This is a genomic window from Paenibacillus sp. DP01 (assembly GCF_044784315.1).
GTDB classification, from domain to species: domain Bacteria; phylum Bacillota; class Bacilli; order Paenibacillales; family Paenibacillaceae; genus Paenibacillus; species Paenibacillus polymyxa.
In genome coordinates this window covers 4,544,943-4,564,498 of sequence record NZ_CP173059.1, presented here as the reverse complement: position 1 = coordinate 4,564,498, position 19,556 = coordinate 4,544,943, and the positions used below count along the sequence as shown (strand labels likewise).

The window sequence follows — 19,556 nt, the reverse complement described above, 5'->3', positions numbered from 1 at the left end:
CAGATTATTCCCCTAGAAGCTTCAAAAAATTGGCTGGTACCGTAATCTGCTGATTATTAATCATAATCTTTCGAAGCTCTTCCATAGAGTCTTCTTCACCTCTGGCATCTTTAATCTCCTTGATTTCACGATGCAGACGTTCCATTTGCAGATCCAGCGCATTAGCGGAATCCGCTGCGTTCTTTAATTCACGTGTCAGACTCTCGGGAACAGACTGGTTGTATTTATAAAAGATTTTATGCTCCAGGCTTGCCCAAAAATCCATCGCAATGGTTCGAATCTGCACCTCTACGCAGACTAGTTCCTCACAGTCCGACATGAATACAGGAACTTGAATCAGCAAATGCAGGCTTTGATAACCGTTCGGCTTGGGATTCTTGATGTAATCCTTGATTTCCAGCACCTTGAGGTCACTCTGTCTCTGAAGCATGTTACTGACATCATAAATGTCAGAAATAAAAGAGCAAGTAATACGCAAGCCCGCGATATCCTTGATAGAATCTTTGATAGCATCCAGCGATAACTCGCTATTTTTACGAAGCATTTTGTTCATGATGCTCTCAGGAGATTTAAGGCGTGATTTGGTATGCTCAATAGGGCTGTAATCGTGCAACGCCTGAAACTCCTGCTTTAATATTTCAATCTTGGTTTCCATTTCATCGAGTGCAAACTTATAGATGAGCATAAAGCGCGTGATGTCATGCTTTAGCTTTTTGAGCTTGTCCATAGGATCTTCCAATTGCATATGTAATTCTCCTCACACAAGATGTTGTTTATTAAAAATAATGGAGCTGTACGGTTTAAGGCGATTGGTAGCAGAGCGAGGATTTGAATCTGGAGAAGCGTAGTGTTCGCCTTTGCAATGGGATTATTACTCTATAAAGAAATACCTAAGCATCCCATTGCATCAGCGATCCCACCTTTCATGCCTTTTAAAGCGCCACAGGGATTTTACGTTTTTCTTTAAAATAAACCCATTCCCGGAAGCCGATATCCTTCAGCATCGCCTTTACGTCTTCCCAATCGTCGCCTACCCGCGAAGGCTTATGGGCATCCGAACCAAAAGTAACCTCCACACCAAAATGGTGCGCTCTTTCTAAAATAGAAGCAGACGGGTACCATCCGCCACTCAGCTTGGTTTTACCCGAAGTATTAATTTCAATCGCCACATTGGATTCCGCAATCACTCGCAAGGTTTCGTCAATGGCTTCATCGGCAGGAATGTCTGAAAAGGCAGGGAAATTCCCCTTCATGGCGTCAATATGACCTAAAATCTGAAACATGCCGCTTCGCGCAGATTGCTGAATGAGCGCATAGTAGGCTTGTTTGACCTCGACTTTACGAGCGTCACTTAATTTTTTCCAACGGTTGCGGTTAAAAATGCTATCCCCTTCGACATTGTGAATCGACCCGATAAGGTAATCAAATGGATAAGGAGCCAAAGTGGAACGATACAATTCAGCAAAATCAGGGAAATAATCCGTTTCCAATCCAAGGAGCACGTCAATACGGCCCTCGTATTCCTGCTTAAGCTCCTGTACTTCTTTTACATATTCAGCAAGCTGTGACTTGGCCATATAAATTTTAGGAAAAGCCTGATCCTTTTCGCTACATAGGAAGGGGGAATGGTCGGAAATACCAATAGCTTGTAAGCCTGATTGAATACCTGCTTCGATGTAATCCCGAATGTTGCCGTCTGCATGACCGCAGCGGAAATGATGGGTGTGCAGATCAAATTTCATGGACTGTCTTCCTTTCGTAACCAAGGTTTATATTGTGTATGTTGTTCATAGCGAATTACGTTATTCAGAACTGGTGAAATTCGTCTCCGGCATCCCCTTCAGATCGCTTAAAAATTGCTGCATTGCTGAGTTTAGATAGCGGCCAGATTTATAAATCACCCCTACCGGATGACTAACTTCCAGCTCGGGAATATGGATCATTTTTAATGTGCCTGTACGCAGTTCAGAAGTGACTGACAATCTGGAAATGATGGCAGCCCCGAGATTGATTTCAACCATCCGTTTGACTTCCTCACTGCTGGACAACTCGATCACAACATGGGGAACGATTTGGTGCTTTTTAAAAACATCGTCCACGAATTTCCGTCCTACCGTATCGGGAGAGAGCAGAATGAGCGGAATTTCCCGAAGGGCTTCAATGGTAGCGTGTGGTTGCGAGGCCAGCGGATGAGTAGGAGACACGACAAGTTCAAAGGAATCATAGTACAGAACTGAAGTGCTTAGATTGGGATTACGTTCGATCAGATAACCGATACCAACATCAATAAGTCCGTTCTCCACCTGCTGATAGATCATCGAGGAAGCCATCGATTGAATGGAGGTTTTGATGAGAGGGAACTGATCCTGAAAGTAGGAGAGCACACGCGGTAAAATTTGAATGGCGATGGATGTTGTGGTACCCAGTGCAATGTGACCCTGCGGTGTTTCGTTTAAGTCGTACAATCTCTGTCTTAATTCCTCAACTACCTCTAATATGCGCTCGGCGTGTTCCAAAAAAACAACTCCCCGGTCGGTCAGGGTGACGGGCTGGTTGCGGTCAATCAGAATGGTTTTGAACTCATCCTCCAGACTTTTGATTTGGGCGGACACTGCCGGCTGCGTCAAATTGAGAAGTTCTCCGGCTTTACGGAAGCTCATCGTTTTGGAAATCATGATAAGCGTTTCAAGTTGACTGATGTTCATGAAGTTCCTCCTCTCTTTTCTTTAGCTTGTCGCAGCTGTATAGACTGAGTTTAGCCAATCTACTTGTTTATATGTAAAACCATCGTTATGCTTTATTTCATTAGATTATAGGTTATTCGAGCAGGAAGGGCAATGAATCGAAGCAGTACATCGTAAAGTGTGGTATATTGGGAAATAAAGACTAAAGTCCTGATATACTTTAAAATTAACCTGTCTAAATTCGGCATGGAGTAAAGATATAGGACATTATTCACATTTTTTGTGCTTTAGCTATAAAAAATTGCCGGACTGCTGTCGATAAGTGATAGAGAGAGCATTTTATTGCAGGTTGAGTCGTTATACAGCATTATTTGAATAAAAAACTCAAATTAAAATGGGACTTTTGTTGTGTGTCTAAAAGCCCATCGTAAAGGGGCGCAATGATCGTGAAGGCAGAAGTGATAAATCCTTTTTTGGAGTCGGCGAGACGGGTCATTGAACAATTGATCCAAGTATCTCCTTTACCCGGAAATCTCGGTGTGAAAAATGTCGAGCTGGTGGACGACCATATCTGGATTATGATCGGGATGACTGGACAGCTTAGCGGAAATATTGTGTTCGGCCTGAATGAACAGGTGGCGCTACGTATGGTATCGGCGATGATGGGCGGATTTGTGTTGACTGAAATTGATGAGATGGGAAAAAGCGCAATTTCGGAATTGGGCAATATGATTAGTGGCAATGCCAGTACAATTTTGTCCAGTCAAGGAATTGTCGTGGATATCACCCCTCCGCAGGTCATGAAATCAGAAAACTTGACCACTTTTGTGCCTCAGCGTGCCCTTTGTATTCCGCTTTCGGTGGAAGGAATCGGTGAGCTGGATATTCAGGTGATGATCTCTTAATATTAAAGGAGTAAGTTTCTTTAATGTGGAGGGATGTCCATGAGTACATTGCAGGATAAGGTAATTGTGATTACAGGTGCATCCAGTGGAATTGGCGCCCTTTGCGCTCAGTTGTTGAGCGCAAAGGGCGCGATTCCTATTTTAACAGCGCGCTCGCAGGAACGACTGAAGCAAGTATCTGCGGGAATCAGCGGCAGGCACGAGCTGATCCCACTGGACGTAACTTGCCAGGAGCAGGTAGAGGCTGTGGCTGCACGAGTATTGGAAGAATACGGACGGGTTGATATATTGCTCAACAATGCGGGGTACGGTAAGTTTGAGTATTTTAATGAGACCGACCTGACAGAGTTCGAACAAATGATGGACGTGAACTATATGGGGGTTGTTCGCTGCATCAAGGCATTTCTGCCACAAATGACAGAGCGGAACTGTGGGCAGATTGTTAATGTAGCATCGATGGCTGGGAAAATCGGGACAGCCAAATCGGCTTCTTATACGGCCACGAAGCATGCGTTGCTCGGTTTCAGTAATGCGCTCCGGCAAGAACTGCGCGGAAGTGGAGTGACCGTAACGACGATTAACCCCGGGCCGATTGATACACCGTTTTTTGAGCTGGCAGATCCCTCCGGGGGTTATGTGCGGAATGTTGGCTGGTTTATGCTAAAACCTGATAAGGTGGCACAGCATATCGTAAGGGCGATGGAGCTTGGTAAGGAGGAGGTTAATCTGCCACAGTGGGTATCTCCTTTTCTCAAGTTGTATCAATTAGCTCCCAGACTGATCGACAGGCTGGGGCATGGTGTGATGAATAAGAAATAATAGATGTCCCGTAGCCATTAGGTGTGGTGAGGGACATCTTTTATTTTTGTGATTTGGTAACAAGGCTATTTTCGCATATAATGGAGAGTAACGAATTTACGTATAGGGGTTGGACCTTTTCATGACATTGAATTTTGAAGCGCTCGGCGTTGAACAAGATCTGCTGGACAAACTGACCGAGCATGAAATTACACAGCCTTCGCCAGTTCAGGCAGAGGCTATACCGGAAATAATGAAGGGACAGCATGTATTGGCACGCTCGCAAACCGGCACAGGAAAAACACTGGCTTATTTGCTACCGCTGCTACAAGCGATTGACCCACAGAAAAAGGCTACGCAAAAGCTGATACTGGCTCCAAGCCAGGAATTGGCCATGCAAATTGTACGTGAGGGTCAGCGCTACGGAGAGCATCGTGGAATCCGTGTACTGGGTCTGATTGGTGGGGCAGCCATCAAGCGCCAAATCGAAAAGCTAAAGGATCACCCACAGCTTGTGGTAGGCACACCTGGCCGTGTACGGGAACTCATCGCTTCGAAAAAGCTGAAGATGCACAATATTACAACGATTGTCATCGATGAGGTGGATCAGATGTTCCAGCTCGGCGGAGCAGGCGATGTGACCAATATACTGGGCTCTGCCCAACGTGACCGTCAATTGGTATTCCTGTCCGCAACGCTGAATAATGAGATTCAGTCGCTGGCACAACGGGAGATGCCTGATTACGTAGAAATCGGGATTGATCCTGACCAGAAGACGGCCAGTGGACTGGAACATTACTACTTTGTATCCGAAGAACGGGATAAGGTGGATATGCTGCGCCGTCTGGTACGGCACTTTAATCCGAGAAAAGCGCTGGTGTTCGTGAATACAACCAATGCTATTGGGGAAATTGAAGCCAAGCTCAAGCATATGGGTCTAACTACGGCATCCTTGTATGGAGATGCAGATAAAGTCACGCGCAGCAATGTGTTGGCTCGATTCCGCGAGGACAAGCTCAAAGTGCTGGTCGCTTCCGATGTAGCGGCCCGTGGTCTGGATATTGAGGGTCTTGAAATGGTCATTCATTTTGACCCGGCTACGGATAGTCAAGCTTATGTTCACCGCGCAGGGCGGACAGGACGTATGGGACGCAAAGGATTAGTAGTGTCGGTTGTGACCGACCGCGAAACGTTCATCATGCGTAAGTTTTCTCGTGAACTGGGAATCGATATTGCAGAGCGTGCGTTGTACGGAGGTCGAGTTGTGGTGCCGCGCCCGGCGGATGCCAAGCGTGTCCCTGTAAGGCCGTCTGAGACTAGATCCAATTCCAATGGAACAGTGACGGAAAATCGCAAGACACCTGTTCGGACTGAAGCAGGACGTCCAGGCAGGAATTCCGTGAACGGTTCAGCTCCAGACAAGAGCAAAGGAGCAGCCTTATCCAAAGCAGGAAAGGCACAGCGCGAGCGTGATCGTAAAAACAAGGGTGCGCCAAGATGGCTGAAGGAAAAAGGATCAAAACCGAACGAGTAAGGGAGAAGAGGGGGAGCCATGGAACAACAGCCTGTGTTGCAAATTAACGGACTGACCGGTGGATACAGCGCCAAACGCCCGGTGCTGCATCAGATTTCGCTCGATGTGAAGCCGGGCGAAATGGTGGGACTGATCGGTCTGAACGGGGCCGGGAAAAGCACGACCATGAAGCATATTTTGGGACTGATGACACCGCAGGCCGGAGAAATTCGCGTACAGGGTCATAAGCAGGATGAGAATCCCGAAGCATATCAGGGAGCTATTGCTTTTGTACCCGAAGCTCCAGAGCTGTATCCTGAAATGACAGTGATGGAGCATATGGAGTTTACGGCTAGAGCATACGGAGTCAGCGAAGCAGATTTCCGCACGCGCAGTGATCAAATGCTGGATTTGTTTCGTATGCGGGATAAAAGCGGAAGTATGTCGATGCATCTCTCCAAAGGGATGCGCCAAAAAGTGATGATTATGTGCGCATTTTTAGCGGGACCGCCGTTGTATGTCATAGACGAGCCTTTTTTGGGTTTGGACCCGCTCGGCATTCGTTCTCTGCTTGACTTTATGTTGGAGATGAAGCGTTCGGGCTCGTCTATTTTGCTCAGTTCTCATATTTTGTCCACGATTGAAAATTATTGCGATCGTTTCATTGTGCTTCATCAGGGTGCCATCATTGCTCAGGGTACGCTGGATGAAGTGACAGCACAGGCGGGTAAGCCGGGCATGCCGCTGGAAGATGCATTTTATGAGCTGGTACAGGGCAGGGAATGAGCATGGATTTGCAACGTTTGCATAAAGAAAGACGTCTAGCGTTCTGGGGACAGGTGCTGCCTTATCTGGGCTATGTCATTCAGAGCGGCCTTGCAGTGGTCTTCGGCTTTGCGCTGATTGCCTTTGCCGCATGGTACACGTCGCTACTCATGCATATTCCGCCGGATTTGCCCATCCGCTGGATCATGCTTATTGTAGCTATTCCAATTGCGCATGCGAGCTTTCGAACGTATTTGAATGCGGCAGATATAGTCTTCCTTCGTCCCCAGGAGTACGCGATGCCACAATATTTTAAGGCCAGCCGGATTCGAGGTGTGGTGTACAAAATATTCGGTCTGCTGCTGCTGTCCATGATTTTGTGGCCGTTGTATATCCGCAGTGATGCTGCACCTAAGCCGCTGCTACTGACTCTGCTGCTGTTCGTGCTACTGAAGGTGCTATTTAGCTACGGCGGCTGGCAGGAGCTTCGCATGGTATCGGTTGGCGGGAGCATAGGCTATCGTCTACTGCGGTGGGTGCTGGCTGTGCTGATGGTAGCCGCATGGCTATGGCAGCCTCCGTTACACAGCTTGCCGTTTATCGTATTGGTTGGCGTGGTGTACGTGCTTGTTCTGCGTTTGCCGGTCAAACTGCTAGTGGCTTGGGAAAAACTGATCCGCACAGAGGCTATGCAGGCTGCCCGCGTGATGCGTACGTTGGGCTGGTTTGTCGATGTGCCTGCCCTTACACAGAGAGTGACGCCGCGTCGCTGGCTCTCCTGGCTGGGTGGCAACATACCTTGGAACAGAAAGGGAGCGTATCGTTACCTGCTGTTTAAGACGTTCTTGCGTACAGAACCAGCAGGCATTGTCATTCGGTTAGGTATTCTGGGTCTGTTAATTATATATATCACCCATGCTAGCTGGATTGGTATTGCCGTATATTTATTTTTTATATTCCTCATAGGTGTTCAGATTACTTCATTAAGACAGTATCATAGGGATTCGTTATGGCTTCAGTTATATCCGATTCCTGCGCATAGTCGCCGTGCGTCTTTTCTTGACTTTGTTGTTCGGTTGACGTTGCCGGCTGCGGCGGTGCTGTGGCTTCCTTTTCTGGCAAAAGGAACGGAGGATTTACTGTCTACATTGCTCACGTTGGTTGGGGGAGTCCTTGTTGTGTTCCTGCTCCGTGGTACTCAAGCCAAAAAATGGCGTTTGGACGGACAGGATGAGGAAGAAGTGTGATCCATATCTGTGTCAATAAAGTAAAGGCTAATTCGCAAGCAGCAAAAGCTGAGCTGCCTGCGGATTAGCCTTTTTTGTACATTCACTGCTTATGGTAGTCGTGGGTGCAGATATCGGTCTGCTTAAACGAAGATCGTTTTGCTGATGATAACTAACAAAATGAACAGTACCAAAATTGTTCCTGTACTTGTGAATGCGCCGTAACCACCGTAACCGCCTCTTGTTTCTTCTGCTCCCATGCTCATTCTCCTCTCGGTCATTGTGATAAAGGATACATCGTATCTTATGAAGTGGGTTTCCAGATTGCGTGGGCCAATGTTCTGGTGTGTTGCCGAATCGCCCTATATTTTTCATCAGATGCAGGAGATGAGAGAGGAAAAGGTACGTATTATCGAGAATAGAAGAAGTATGTAATCATTATCACTTGGAAAGTGGGAAAGACGAGATGCTGGTAGATAAGCTGCTCGTGAACATATTTCTTGTGTTTGTACCGTTACTCGTATATAGCGCTTTGTCGGATCATCGGCATAGGAAGCATACCCCGCTGCTTATGGGAGGGGTGCTGGGTGTTTCTTCGGTGCTTTGCCTTATGTTTTCGTACATTTGGTACGGATTATATTGGGATCTTCGGTATGTTCCTTTGATTCTCTCTGTTTTATATTTTGGTCCCAAGGCAGGTCTAATGAATGTGACGCTAATGGTAATGGCTCGTATGTATGTAGGCCCCGAGTCTATGGTGGTGGGGCTTCCGAGCATGATGTTGTGTTATTTGGGACCTCTCTTGGTAAGAAAAAAATTTATGCAGCTCAAAAGCATGTTGCTTCGAGTGGGCATGAATATGGTAATGAGTATATGGATCACTGGAGTTATGCTGATTTTTCTTTTAATACATTCTTGGATCAATGGCAGACTGGATGAGGATGAGATTGAGCTGATTCGCTCAATACTCTGGTTCGGTGTGATTCAATTCCTAAGTATTGGAGCCTCTTCTTTCTGGATGGAATTTAGTTTGGAGCGGGAAGAAATGAGAAGAAAAATTAAATATGCCGAGCGTCTGAATACGTTGGGTGAACTGGCAGCCTCGATGGCTCATGAAGTACGGAATCCTTTAACCGTCGTAAAAGGGTTCCTGCAAATGGTTCAGTCAGGATTAGAAGGGAAAAATCGCAGATATGTTGCTTTGGCACTGGCAGAGGTGGATCGGGCTGAAAGAATTATTAGCGATTATCTGAATTTATCCAGACCGCAGATTGGGAACACAGAACGGATGGATCTGTCTGGCATGGTTCAACAGATCGTTTTGCTTCTGAAACCAATGGCGACCAAGCAAGGCGTAAGGCTGTATACAGAGCTAAGGAATGAAATTTATGTACATACAGATCGTAACCAGCTGCTACAGGCGTTAATACATGTGACGAAAAATGCGATTGAAGCTGCGGAAGATGGAGGCAGGGTATACATAAAGCTGGCGATACAGGAAGAGCAGGCATGTCTGAGTATCAGGGATACTGGAAAAGGCATGAGCCAGGAGCATCTCGAACGAGTGGGTACTTTGTTTTTTTCAACCAAAGAGGTAGGAACAGGACTGGGAACGGTCGTTTCCTTTCGAATTATTGAAGCCATGAACGGGAGTATACGCTATGAAAGTGAGCCCGGAGTGGGAACGGAGGTCGTCATCCTGCTGCCACTGGCACAGGAATCTCTGCTCGCTGCGGAAGGATAATTGTGCGGACGTATGATGGACAATAGTCAGCCGACCCAAAAAGCGGTATGCCCTAATATCTGGCATACCGCTAGTTATACTATATATTCTAACCTGATACAGACAGATTAGGCGTTCAACAAATCTTGTGCACCACGATACACAATGTCATATAGGTCTTCCAGATACTCCTCTTCGATACATGAGAACGCGATACGAAGATCGTATTCACCCAGTGCAATCGTGCCTACCCCATATTGTTCCAGCAAATGTGTGCGCAGTCGTTCAGCAGACAAGCCGTTCAGCTTGAGACACATAAAATAGCCTGAATTGAAAGGATAGTAGCTCCATACATCCCCGTATTTTCCGCTATCGAGCAACGCTTTGACTTTATTAGCCCGCCCCTTCATAATTTGGAACTTTTCATTCTTCTGTTGTTCAAATTCTGGTGATTTGAGAGCATCCAGTACGAAGGTTTGAGATGGGTGAGGACCGCTCGAAATCGTTGCCCGGATAATCCCTAGTGTTTTTTGTTCCAGTGCGCTCAGTACATCCTGATGCTCTGAAGCAAAGGTAATAAATCCCACACGGAAGCCCCAAACGAATTCTTCTTTGGTAGCTCCGTCAATTTTGACTGGTAAAATTCTCGGATGAAGCCCGGCTAGCTGACCGAATAGTGATTCATGCAGAGAGTCCTCGAAGAACAGGCCAAAATAAGCGTCATCTGTCACAACTACGACATTGATGCCTGCTTCCGCCGCTTCCTGAATGGCAGCGACAATTGCTTTACCTTCTTCAAGGCCCGGTGTATAGCCTGTCGGGTTGTTCGGGAAGTTCAGTACAACGATCGCTTTGCCGTATTCTTTCTGCGCCAGTAGCGCCTCGCGTAGTCCCTCACTATTAAAACGGTGATCCTCTGTGAACAACGGGAAATTCACCAAACGTCCATGACGGCGAATACCGAAAGTTAGTTCATAGTTCTCCCAGTTTTTATCTGGATAAATGACAGCATCTCCTTCATCCGTAAACAGGTCGGCAACGATGCTCAAACCGTGGGTCAGCGCGTTGGTAACTACAGGAAGGCCGTAGCCTTTTCCAGCCAGCGAAGGATTTTCTTTCAGCATTTTGTCACGCCATACGCTACGAAGTTCAGGCTTGCCCGCAGGGGGAGCGTAAGGATACAAATCCTTGGGACTGTAAGCGGACAGCTTCTCCTGAATAACCTCCAAATGCATAGGACCATTGCCTTCAGTAGCAATCCCGATCGTAGCATTATACTTTTTGGCAAGTTTCCCTGCCTCGGCGGATTGACTCAAAATCCCTTCTTTTGGAAAATAAATCTCTTTACCTAAAAGAGAAAGCATTTGATATACATGCTCGTTGCCTGTCTGAATGTTTTGATTTAACTGCGCTGCCAGTGGATTCATTCCCGTTTCATCCTTCCAAGTCATTTTGATTACATATTATAGCATTACACACGGTAAGCGTCACGCACAAGCATTAGGGGCCATAAGAGCGTATTTTTTGCTTAATCGTGGCGCTGCGCTTATATTATAAAATAACGGGATAACAGGACAACCAGAGATGAACCAAAGGAGGTACAGATTTTGCTGGATACATCTGCGTCATCGTTTATCCTGCTGCCGGCCTTTGCCAAAATTGTGTGCGAGCCGGGCTGGAAATGGCAGGTACGCGAGAAGCCGATGCCAAACTATGATTTATTTTATGTATGGAGTGGAGAAGGAACGGTTGTATTAAATGGGGAAGCCTATCCGGTGAGCAAGGGCAGTTGTTTTTTGTTCAAGCCGGGAGACGATACCCGTGCCACACATAATCCGCAAAAGCCGCTCATACTTACTTATATTCATTTTGATCTCACCGAACAACCCAAGCAAATTCCAGCCAGCTACCGCATGCTGGAAGAAACGTTCGAGGTGGAGCATATGCTTGCCAGATATGTCCGTCTGCGTCTGGAGCGTGCCTATGGGGCTGATGAGGAGGGCCGGCTGATCCTGAAGCAACTGATGATTCATCTGCTGCGTGCAGATCGGAAGGAACCGCAGGAGCAACAGGCCAGTAACCAGCTCACCGAGGTCATTCGAGAAACGGCCAACTACGTGCGCCAGCATCCGGGACTTCCTCATCGAGTCGAGGATTTGGCAGCACGTGCAGGGCTGTCACCGCGTTATTTTTCGATAAAATTCAAGGAGCTGCTAGGTGTTTCCGTGCAATCCCATATAATCAGCATGCGGATTGAGCGCGCGCAGCATCTGTTGCTACATGCCGGAATGAATGTAACTGAGGTGGCGGAGGCTTTGGGGTACCGCGACATCTTTTTTTTCAGCCGCCAATTCAAGCAGTATACAGGAAAAAGTCCGTCTGAGATTCGATAAGCTATTAGCGCATGACGAATATAAAGGATAAATCAAAAAGGACCGAAGCAGTTACGCTGGGTCCTTTTTCGTATGAGCCATTTGAATCATTCGATCCCCATGCTCAAATGTGCAGCTATTTTTTTGTTACAATCCTTTATTTATGCTTTAGGATCGTGTCGAAAGCTACCAAGACGTTGTCCCATTTTCACCACGTCCCCCAGCTTCAATGCGGGGTCTGGCTCAAATGTGCCGTTTTCAGTCAGCAAAACGACGGTTGAGCCAAATTCGAAATAGGCGAGATCGTCACCTTTTGTCCAGGAAGTCGCTTGTTCATCGGTATATTTGATGCTGCTCACATTCATTGCGCCAACCTTGACGACCGCCACCTCACCATATTCGTGGGCCATGTACGTAATCTGTCGCTCATTGCGGCTAAGAACTCCTCTCATATGCTGCAAGCCGAAGTCATTCACTGGGTATACTTTGCCGCGCAGATGCTCCTTTTCTACCAGTGTACCGGATACCGGTGCATGAATACGATGATAATCCGTCGGGCTGAGATAGAGCACAAAAGCATAGCCGTGTGTGTACTTCTCAAGACGTGGAGAGCGGTTAAGAAGCTCTTCCAGCGTATAGTCTTGCCCCTTGACGTTTAAAAGAGTGCCAGACGTAATTGGGCCGGTAAAAGTAATCCGTGCATCCACCGGACTGGTCATCACCTCGGCGTTCGTATCAATCGGGCGCATGCCCGCTTTTAATTTGCGTGTAAAATAGGCGTTCAGGGAGCGGTATTCTTTCCAATCCTGTTCCGCCTCATGCGTCTGGATCTGGTACGTACGTATAAAGGTGGGGATAAAAAGTCGGCTTGCACCGCTTTGCGCGAAGGAGCCCACAATCCGGCACACCCACTTGCGCGATGATAGCTCCGTCATAAGCCGCAGCCACTGTTTTGCCATTACAGATCCCCCTTGTTCATTTCCGAGCCGTCTTGGCCGGAACCTGTCCGGCCGCTCTGAACTATATTGACACAGAATGTGACGTAAATCAATACAGGGGACGGCCTGGTGAACGTTCGGTGCCTGACGAAGACATTTGTTCGAGAAGCCAACGAGCGTAAGCCATCGGCTGAGCATATGTTTCTTTCCAGACATTACTCATGCCTGCCTGGCTAAAGCCATAGCGCTGATCACGACCGTTGCATTCGATAAAAATAATCTTGCCTTCATGGGTAATTCCCAGATCCAGTCCGACATCGGCGAGACGGGGTAGGTGTTGTGCCAATCGGTGGACGATTTGCAATGAGAGTCTCTCTAGCTCATTCATCAGCCGGGCTATGTTTGAGGTCTGCACCGTCTCTGTTCGTGATAACACCTCTGGTAGGGAACGGGCCGTACCGCCCTGGGCTACATTCGAGACGAAAGTGTGGGATGGAGCAATTTTGGCAAACATGCCTGTCACGCCCCAGATTCCGCCATATCCGCGCTGAACGGTCACACGGATATCAAATGGACGATTATCGCATAAAGCAAGCGGAATGGTTTCCTGAATGATATGAGGTACACGCATCAGTCGCTTATGCAGAAATAAAGGGAGTTCTCCGACATTCAACCGTAGTGTGGACCAACGCCCAGGTATCGTTGGATGAGCACATTGCAATGTCCAGCTTCCGCTGGAATGCCTCAGCCGCATAATTCCTCTACCCACGCTGCCGCTACTGGGCTTAATTACAACATCCCCGGTTTGCTCCATCAAGGTGCGGATGGAAGAAGGATCGCCTTGCAATGTTTTGGGCAGGTGGGAATGTAGCAGAGGGTCTTCCTGTAGAATTGCATGTATATGGTCTTTGCCGAAACGGTTTTGTTCATTAAAAATATAGAATCCCTTGTGTACCAGCCTGTTGATATCGCGGGCATTTTCATTTTGCCGATAGAGAGTGCGATTGTGGATGACTGGCGGCAACGGAAGAGTCATCTGCCGATACTCGTTGCCGTTTTTAACAAAAGCCCGGCATGTTCCGGTCGATATATGAATATCTTCCAGACGAAGAAAGCAGGGGATTAGCTCGTAGCTTAACCCGGCCTCCTCGTAATTGGCGATAGATTCATATCGCGTCCTCATGACGGGAATGCCCCGGTAAGTTGCCGGGTTGAGCATGACGCCGACATGCAACATGAGTATGTCCGCCCTCCTTATCGTCAATCCAACTGACCATATTGTGATTCTAGTCCATCATATGTATCAAAGATCGGCCAGGCATGGACGCTAGCCTTGCGATATGCCCAAAGTCATAAACCAAGCACCTTTCAGAGCAAGAGACGATATGATACAAGATGAGTGTTGAAGGGTGAAGGAATAAGGTAAGGAAAGTAGGTGAGGTGATGCAGAGGCTGAAGGTAGCAGTCATTACACCGGGCTCTTTTGTTATACCTTCGTCCCGCAGCAGTTCAGTGGAGAGGGTAATTGCTCGTATGGTACCACTGGCTAGCCATAAGCTTCAGGCACAGATCTATGGCATAAGAGGGGCAGAAACACCGGATCACGGCGATGTTGACGGAATTCCTTGTATGCGCTATACGCGGGGAGCAGGATATATTCCCGAGGTAATCGCTGATTTGAAAAGATGGTTACCTGCGGTTATAGATGTACACAACCGCCCCGCAGTTGCTTATGCCATTCGCGAGGCTTTGCCCAATAGCAAAATTGTGCTGACTTTGCATTCCACCACGTTCATCCGGGAGCCTCACCTCAAACGGAAGGACATGGGTAGGCTGCTGTTGCCGCTGGATCGTATTATTGTGAACAGTGCGTATTTAGGGGCTGTTGTGGCTTCTGACAGTCCCGATGCGGTCAGAGAGCGCATCGTCATCAACAAGCTGGGTATTCATCCTGGCGATTTCCTACCACGGTGGACTCCTGCAGCAGAAGCGATCAGGTCGGCTCGATTGGAAGATTTCGGCTGGTCAGGCCGCCGAATCGTGTTATATGCAGGCAGACTGGTGCCGGGGAAGGGAGTTCATCGGTTGCTAAAGGCCTTGCGGCGTATCGTCCATACCTGTCCGGACGTGCTGCTGCTTATAGCAGGGAGTGCCTATTACGGTCACGACCGCCTCACGCCATACACCGCAGCATTGCATCGGCAGATACGTAAACTAAGGTTGGCGAGGCATGTGCACTTCCTGGGTTATGTGCCGCATCCGGCATTGGCCTCGTTATATCAGTTAGCCGATGTGGCGGTTGTTCCTTCAGTAGAAGCTGAAGCCTTCGGGCTGGTCAATCTGGAAGCCATGGCGGCAGGCGTGCCTGTGGTAGCCTCACGAATCGGTGGTATTCCGGAGGTTATACAACACGGCAAGACAGGCTGGTTGGTTTATCCGTCACACGGCGAGCAGGAAATGGCCGACGCCATCATCAGGTTGCTCCAGCAGCCTGACTTACGGCAACGGATGGGAGAAGCCGGGCTGGGGGAGGTGCGGAGCCAATTTTTATGGCAGCACTCTGCAGAACGCTGGGCTCAAATTGTAACAGACTGTGCAATTGAGTGACGTGGTCGTGGTTACGTGCATAGGCTATCGCATAGGCATTAGGCCATGATTCCCACCTGGGTGAATGAAGCGGAGCGACCGCTGTTTCACTCCTGTGTCAAAGGAGCGGTCATCATGAACCATCGCACGAACCATAACCCTAAGGATAAAAAAATAGCACGGCGTAACCATTCCAATACTGTCCCCTCTCCCCGTGTAAACAAGGAGAAAACGGTTTCGCCTGCTGGCGCTGGCAGTCACAGACCCACTCAGCGTGGAACGGCAAGTATACCTGTCCCCGTAGAGAAGAATACCTCGCTTCAAGCTGTAGAGGAAGCGGCATGGAAAAAGCATAAGCTTCCCAAAACGCTAGAGGAAGCGATGCAGATGAATCGAGCATCTGTGCTGCTGTTGTCTGTGCCTGACTCAGATACCGAATGCGGAACGGAACACGACATTGCATCTATGAAGACGGAAGGTCAGACCGAGCAAGATTCGTTATTGGATTGTTCCATAACCAGTATTCACATTGCGGAAGGGAGACAGCGTCCAAAGCAGCGAATGCGCTTGCTAGAGCAAGAAAACCATCTAGCTTCTCAGACTGAAAAAGAATTAGGTCGGAATGCCATTCATGATGGCTCAGTGACCGATGACGGGACTACTGACAGTGAAGTGACTTCACCTCAATTTGGTAGCACTTCTTTTTATCTTCCTGCACAAGAAGTTACAAGCAAAGTGAACGTTGTGTTTGAGAAGCCTTTTATAGATACGCAATATGCAATCACCGCCAATGCGAGCTTACCAGGAATAACCGTATCTGTTACCCAGCGACAGAGGTATTCGGCAGTGCTTACAGTGGAACGCAGACAATCGGGTTCGACATGTGAGGGATGGGTTCATTGGATTGCAATGGGACACTAGTAAAAGGCCAGAATGTAAGTTGCAAATCAACTTCATAATGAAAAAAGGCGTCCCATAATGGGACGCCTTATACATAAGGGTGGAGGCGGCAACGCGTGGAGAAGTTAGAAGGGACGTCAGATAATTGGTGAAGGCATTTTTTACTTCTGTTTAATAGGCAAAGCATGATAGCCAAAAGCCAAATCAAGCAAGGCGCTCGCTTCTTGACGCAGCAATAAATTCTTTGGACGGAAGGTAAAGGAGCCATCAGTATTGATGATGGTATCCGGATCTACGATTCCCTGTGAGGCAAGGGCTTGAATGGACTGGACCGCCCAGGCATCTGCAGCGTCGAGCAATTTCACCTGAGTGGCTTGGTCAGGTTGAATCTGCTTCAAGTTTTGAATCATGGTTGCTGCGACTTGTCTGGTAATCGGAGTTGCGCGATCATATTTTGGTATGCCTACTTTGAGTTGCTTCTTGATTTTTTCGATTTCGTCTGGGAAAATATAACCTCCATGTGCGAGCAACAAGGCGTCAGCAAATTCCCCTTGTGTCATCGTGCCCTTCGGGTTAAATAGATTACCTGTTTTAGCATTCATGATGTTTAAAGCATGAAGATTGTCTATATGGCTTCTATAGTTACTCTTTTGCGGGACATCTGCAAAAGGCGGTTTGAGATTGATTTTCTGAGATTGAGCTACAACGCCTAGACCTTTAGGACTGGTGTAATAAAAATACGCGATTTCTCCAGCTTTGTTTTTCTGGAAAGCGAGCTTGTTTCCTTCTGCATCTTCAAACAACAATGGGTGAATCATTTTGAGTACTTGCTTTCCCGCAGTTTCATCTTCCATGACCAACGCCCCATTCTCATAGGAAAAGTGAGTACGAATCGCGAATACACGTGTATTTTGATACATACCGACGTATTTTTGCGCTTCTTTTTCCGCTAACTGGTGGTACGTTGGTTTCTTCACAGTGATAGTTCGAGGGAAGTAATGATCCATGAACGCATCGTACACATCTAGACTCATCATGGAATCATTATTGTAGGACATGAAAAATGCGGTTTTTTGTTCAGGCACCAAAACCATCAATGAAGAATGTCCCGGCATGTTTCCGCCTTTTAAAACTACATGTTGACCGTTGGCAAAGTCGTTGAAATATGTCTCAAATCCAACTGTCGCAATAGGAATCGTCTTATCTGCGAAAACTTGGTAGGCATGCATCATATCTATGCTTTTTTTACTTACGATTTGTTTACCTCCAAACTTTCCATTCTGTAGCTGCATAATCATGTACTTTGACATGTCTTCTCCAGTAGACAAAATGCTTCCTTGTGGTCCATCAGTTGGAGCGTGCCCATATGTTGGATGAGGATCACCAGTGGGACTGTAATGTGTAGCCATTCTCTTGAGAAGGTCAGGCGTAAAGCGCACACTGGTAGACTTCATGCCTAAGGGTTTAAAAATATTCTTTTCCATATATCGTGAGAAAGGTATGCCCGTAACATTCTCTACTGCATATCCTGCGAGTAAAAATGAGAAGTTGTCATACGTATAAGCTTCACCGGGCGATCGTACCACTGTCGGCATATGTTTAGGAATAAACTCCTTCATAGATATATTTCGATTAACGTATTCGGGTCCGGTTATCGTGGTGATATCGGGATAATCTACGCCGCTGGTATAGGTCAACATATCAAACAAGGTGAGGGCTTTTCCTGTTTTATTGGGTATTTTTAATCCACCGAGATACCGTTGTACATCTTGATCTAGTTTAAGCTTTCCTTTATCGACTTGTTGCATCACGGCCAAGGCGGTAAAAGTTTTCGAGACTGAAGCGATTTGGAAGACCGTGTCCTTATTGACTGGAATCTTCTTCTCTTTATCTGCATAACCGTACCCTTTATTGACGACGACTTTTCCATCATGGACCACGACAAAACTTGAACCGTTCACATTGTACTTCTTCATTTTTTCCGCGAATAACGGATCAGCAAAAGATTCTACTTCTTTTGCATTATTGGGAGCTTTCGTCATTTGAATATTGGCCGTAGATGTCGATGGTTTTAATTCTCCAACTTCTAGTGATTGTTGGGAACAAGCAGAGATCATGCTGGTAGAAATGAGTAGCAGTGCAAGGCTTGCTTTATTTATTGCTTTTTTCATTTTCGAACTCTCCTTTTTTATTGCGATGTTCTTGTCAGCACACCGAGTTGTCGACTCACCCGTGTATGAACCGAGTGTAGCAAGCGGCAAGTCATAGTAGCTAGTGACCTTTCGTCTTCTAATGCATGACATCAAAAATAGAGCGTAGTACGGCGTGTTTTATAGTCATGACCTACAAATCATGACACTTTGACACTACCGTATGTGACAGACAACAAGTTAGGATTCGAAGGGCAATCATAACGTATTAGCAAATAAAATAAAGAGTAGGAGAGAATCAAATGACGAAAGAATCAGCTCGAAAAAGGTTGCAAGATTTCTACTTTTTGTTGTTTACCTTCGGATCTGGACTGTTTTATTTTTGCTTCTATTTGGCCAGCATTACATTTGCGTTAGCGATGACGGTTATCTTCGTGGGTATTCCCTTGTTGGCGCGTGTGTTGCGAACAACTCACACGTTTGTCCAATATGAACGCATTCAGACGAAGGTTTATACGGACATATCAATAGAGCCAATCCTGACAAGGACAAACAGTGGAAGGGATAAGTGGATGAAAGCGAGAGAAGCAATTCTTAGTAGTAGCAATTGGAGGGCCGTTTTTTGGCTTATGCAGAAATTTTTTATTGGTGTGATTAGCCTCATATGTGCCGTTATATTGTACATAGCTCCGCTCGTATTTATCGTTACACCGATACTTTTTCAACATCTTGAGCTATACTTATTGGGATTCGCTGTGGATTCATGGGAAAAGGCTATAAGTGTCATGATCGCTGGGTGTATTCTCGTCTGGATCAATACCCGCATTGGAAAGAGCCTAGTTCAAATCGTTGGAATGTACACGCGCTCTATGTTCAAAGCTATTAAGGAGTGATAATTTGTTTACAGCCTGGAAACAATGGCTCTGGTATGACTGGTTATTGCTTTGTATACGTTTTGTCATCTGGTTCTCATTGATGATAACTACGATCCAACAC

18 protein-coding genes are annotated in these 19,556 nt (G+C 46.9%); 10 read left to right on the top strand and 8 right to left on the bottom strand.

What is annotated here, in order from left to right; all coding sequences use genetic code 11:
- Nucleotides 1-4: 4 nt before the first annotated feature.
- From ACH59B_RS20035 to ACH59B_RS20025, 3 genes are all read right to left on the bottom strand, one after another.
- Nucleotides 5-745 carry a GTP pyrophosphokinase family protein gene (locus tag ACH59B_RS20035; RefSeq protein WP_016820046.1) on the bottom strand — a complete coding sequence of 247 codons (741 nt, stop codon included), beginning with the start codon at nt 743-745 and terminating at the stop codon, nt 5-7.
- A 187-nt stretch (nt 746-932) separates the two neighbouring features.
- The gene (locus tag ACH59B_RS20030) at nt 933-1,742 is read right to left on the bottom strand and encodes a histidinol-phosphatase (RefSeq protein ID WP_025674075.1); all 810 of its coding nucleotides are present in this window, start codon (nt 1,740-1,742) and stop codon (nt 933-935) included.
- Nucleotides 1,743-1,802: 60 nt separating this feature from the next.
- On the bottom strand, nt 1,803-2,705 hold the full coding sequence (locus ACH59B_RS20025; RefSeq protein ID WP_016820048.1) for a LysR family transcriptional regulator: 903 nt from the start codon (nt 2,703-2,705) through the stop codon (nt 1,803-1,805).
- A 425-nt stretch (nt 2,706-3,130) separates the two neighbouring features.
- On the opposite strand from ACH59B_RS20025, the gene ACH59B_RS20020 reads away from it, so the two are divergent.
- The 5 genes from ACH59B_RS20020 (at nt 3,131) to ACH59B_RS20000 (ending at nt 7,912) form a co-directional block, all read left to right on the top strand.
- Nucleotides 3,131-3,589, top strand: coding sequence for a chemotaxis protein CheX (locus ACH59B_RS20020; RefSeq protein WP_025365744.1), 459 nt, complete (start codon nt 3,131-3,133; stop codon nt 3,587-3,589).
- 39 nt (nt 3,590-3,628) lie between these two features.
- Nucleotides 3,629-4,408, top strand: a complete 780-nt coding sequence (locus ACH59B_RS20015; RefSeq protein ID WP_016820049.1) for an SDR family oxidoreductase — start codon at nt 3,629-3,631, stop codon at nt 4,406-4,408.
- Between the two features lie 121 nt (nt 4,409-4,529).
- Nucleotides 4,530-5,921: a DEAD/DEAH box helicase gene (locus tag ACH59B_RS20010; RefSeq protein ID WP_404302456.1), complete on the top strand. Its 1,392-nt coding sequence runs from the start codon at nt 4,530-4,532 to the stop codon at nt 5,919-5,921.
- A gap of 18 nt (nt 5,922-5,939) precedes the next feature.
- The gene (locus tag ACH59B_RS20005) at nt 5,940-6,686 is read left to right on the top strand and encodes an ABC transporter ATP-binding protein (protein WP_013372855.1); all 747 of its coding nucleotides are present in this window, start codon (nt 5,940-5,942) and stop codon (nt 6,684-6,686) included.
- Between the two features lie 2 nt (nt 6,687-6,688).
- The gene (locus ACH59B_RS20000; protein WP_045244881.1) at nt 6,689-7,912 is read left to right on the top strand and encodes an ABC transporter permease; all 1,224 of its coding nucleotides are present in this window, start codon (nt 6,689-6,691) and stop codon (nt 7,910-7,912) included.
- A gap of 122 nt (nt 7,913-8,034) precedes the next feature.
- On the opposite strand, the gene ACH59B_RS19995 is transcribed toward ACH59B_RS20000, so the two are convergent.
- The gene (locus ACH59B_RS19995) at nt 8,035-8,151 is read right to left on the bottom strand and encodes a hypothetical protein (protein WP_013372853.1); all 117 of its coding nucleotides are present in this window, start codon (nt 8,149-8,151) and stop codon (nt 8,035-8,037) included.
- A 206-nt stretch (nt 8,152-8,357) separates the two neighbouring features.
- On the opposite strand from ACH59B_RS19995, the gene ACH59B_RS19990 reads away from it, so the two are divergent.
- Nucleotides 8,358-9,635, top strand: coding sequence for an ATP-binding protein (locus ACH59B_RS19990; RefSeq protein WP_016820053.1), 1,278 nt, complete (start codon nt 8,358-8,360; stop codon nt 9,633-9,635).
- A 107-nt stretch (nt 9,636-9,742) separates the two neighbouring features.
- On the opposite strand, the gene ACH59B_RS19985 is transcribed toward ACH59B_RS19990, so the two are convergent.
- Complete coding sequence (locus tag ACH59B_RS19985; protein ID WP_016820054.1) at nt 9,743-11,041, bottom strand: aminotransferase class I/II-fold pyridoxal phosphate-dependent enzyme; 1,299 nt, start codon at nt 11,039-11,041, stop codon at nt 9,743-9,745.
- A 180-nt stretch (nt 11,042-11,221) separates the two neighbouring features.
- On the opposite strand from ACH59B_RS19985, the gene ACH59B_RS19980 reads away from it, so the two are divergent.
- Nucleotides 11,222-12,007: an AraC family transcriptional regulator gene (locus tag ACH59B_RS19980; RefSeq protein WP_016820055.1), complete on the top strand. Its 786-nt coding sequence runs from the start codon at nt 11,222-11,224 to the stop codon at nt 12,005-12,007.
- Between the two features lie 140 nt (nt 12,008-12,147).
- Here ACH59B_RS19980 and asd read toward each other — a convergent pair whose 3' ends face one another.
- Both asd and ACH59B_RS19970 read right to left on the bottom strand, forming a co-directional pair.
- On the bottom strand, nt 12,148-12,945 hold the full coding sequence (asd, locus tag ACH59B_RS19975) for an archaetidylserine decarboxylase (RefSeq protein ID WP_016820056.1): 798 nt from the start codon (nt 12,943-12,945) through the stop codon (nt 12,148-12,150).
- Between the two features lie 88 nt (nt 12,946-13,033).
- A complete protein-coding gene (locus ACH59B_RS19970; protein ID WP_016820057.1) occupies nt 13,034-14,161 on the bottom strand; it encodes a YheC/YheD family protein in 1,128 nt (375 codons plus the stop codon).
- A 206-nt stretch (nt 14,162-14,367) separates the two neighbouring features.
- Here ACH59B_RS19970 and ACH59B_RS19965 point away from each other — a divergent pair, with 206 nt between their 5' ends.
- Nucleotides 14,368-15,531, top strand: coding sequence for a glycosyltransferase family 4 protein (locus tag ACH59B_RS19965; protein WP_016820058.1), 1,164 nt, complete (start codon nt 14,368-14,370; stop codon nt 15,529-15,531).
- A 114-nt stretch (nt 15,532-15,645) separates the two neighbouring features.
- A complete protein-coding gene (locus tag ACH59B_RS19960) occupies nt 15,646-16,431 on the top strand; it encodes a WIAG-tail domain (RefSeq protein WP_029514348.1) in 786 nt (261 codons plus the stop codon).
- Between the two features lie 140 nt (nt 16,432-16,571).
- On the opposite strand, the gene ACH59B_RS19955 is transcribed toward ACH59B_RS19960, so the two are convergent.
- Complete coding sequence (locus tag ACH59B_RS19955; protein WP_016820060.1) at nt 16,572-18,581, bottom strand: serine hydrolase; 2,010 nt, start codon at nt 18,579-18,581, stop codon at nt 16,572-16,574.
- Nucleotides 18,582-18,862: 281 nt separating this feature from the next.
- Between ACH59B_RS19955 and ACH59B_RS19950 the strand changes: the two genes are divergently transcribed.
- Nucleotides 18,863-19,453, top strand: coding sequence for a sensor domain-containing protein (locus ACH59B_RS19950; RefSeq protein ID WP_016820061.1), 591 nt, complete (start codon nt 18,863-18,865; stop codon nt 19,451-19,453).
- Nucleotides 19,454-19,556 lie beyond the last annotated feature (103 nt).

Bases quoted from the DNA above. Each gene is read 5' to 3' on its own strand.
- ACH59B_RS19965 (WP_016820058.1), top strand. From the start codon at position 14,368: ATGCAGAGGCTGAAGGTAGCAGTCATTACACCGGGCTCTTTTGTTATA.
- ACH59B_RS19990 (WP_016820053.1), top strand. From the start codon at position 8,358: ATGCTGGTAGATAAGCTGCTCGTGAACATATTTCTTGTGTTTGTACCG.
- ACH59B_RS20000 (WP_045244881.1), top strand. From the start codon at position 6,689: ATGGATTTGCAACGTTTGCATAAAGAAAGACGTCTAGCGTTCTGGGGA.
- ACH59B_RS20010 (WP_404302456.1), top strand. From the start codon at position 4,530: ATGACATTGAATTTTGAAGCGCTCGGCGTTGAACAAGATCTGCTGGAC.
- ACH59B_RS20025 (WP_016820048.1), bottom strand. From the start codon at position 2,705: ATGAACATCAGTCAACTTGAAACGCTTATCATGATTTCCAAAACGATG.
- ACH59B_RS20015 (WP_016820049.1), top strand. From the start codon at position 3,629: ATGAGTACATTGCAGGATAAGGTAATTGTGATTACAGGTGCATCCAGT.
- ACH59B_RS20030 (WP_025674075.1), bottom strand. From the start codon at position 1,742: ATGAAATTTGATCTGCACACCCATCATTTCCGCTGCGGTCATGCAGAC.
- ACH59B_RS19955 (WP_016820060.1), bottom strand. From the start codon at position 18,581: ATGAAAAAAGCAATAAATAAAGCAAGCCTTGCACTGCTACTCATTTCT.
- ACH59B_RS20005 (WP_013372855.1), top strand. From the start codon at position 5,940: ATGGAACAACAGCCTGTGTTGCAAATTAACGGACTGACCGGTGGATAC.
- ACH59B_RS19985 (WP_016820054.1), bottom strand. From the start codon at position 11,041: ATGAATCCACTGGCAGCGCAGTTAAATCAAAACATTCAGACAGGCAAC.
- asd (WP_016820056.1), bottom strand. From the start codon at position 12,945: ATGGCAAAACAGTGGCTGCGGCTTATGACGGAGCTATCATCGCGCAAG.
- ACH59B_RS19970 (WP_016820057.1), bottom strand. From the start codon at position 14,161: ATGTTGCATGTCGGCGTCATGCTCAACCCGGCAACTTACCGGGGCATT.
- ACH59B_RS20035 (WP_016820046.1), bottom strand. From the start codon at position 745: ATGCAATTGGAAGATCCTATGGACAAGCTCAAAAAGCTAAAGCATGAC.
- ACH59B_RS19950 (WP_016820061.1), top strand. From the start codon at position 18,863: ATGACGAAAGAATCAGCTCGAAAAAGGTTGCAAGATTTCTACTTTTTG.
- ACH59B_RS19960 (WP_029514348.1), top strand. From the start codon at position 15,646: ATGAACCATCGCACGAACCATAACCCTAAGGATAAAAAAATAGCACGG.
- ACH59B_RS19995 (WP_013372853.1), bottom strand. From the start codon at position 8,151: ATGGGAGCAGAAGAAACAAGAGGCGGTTACGGTGGTTACGGCGCATTC.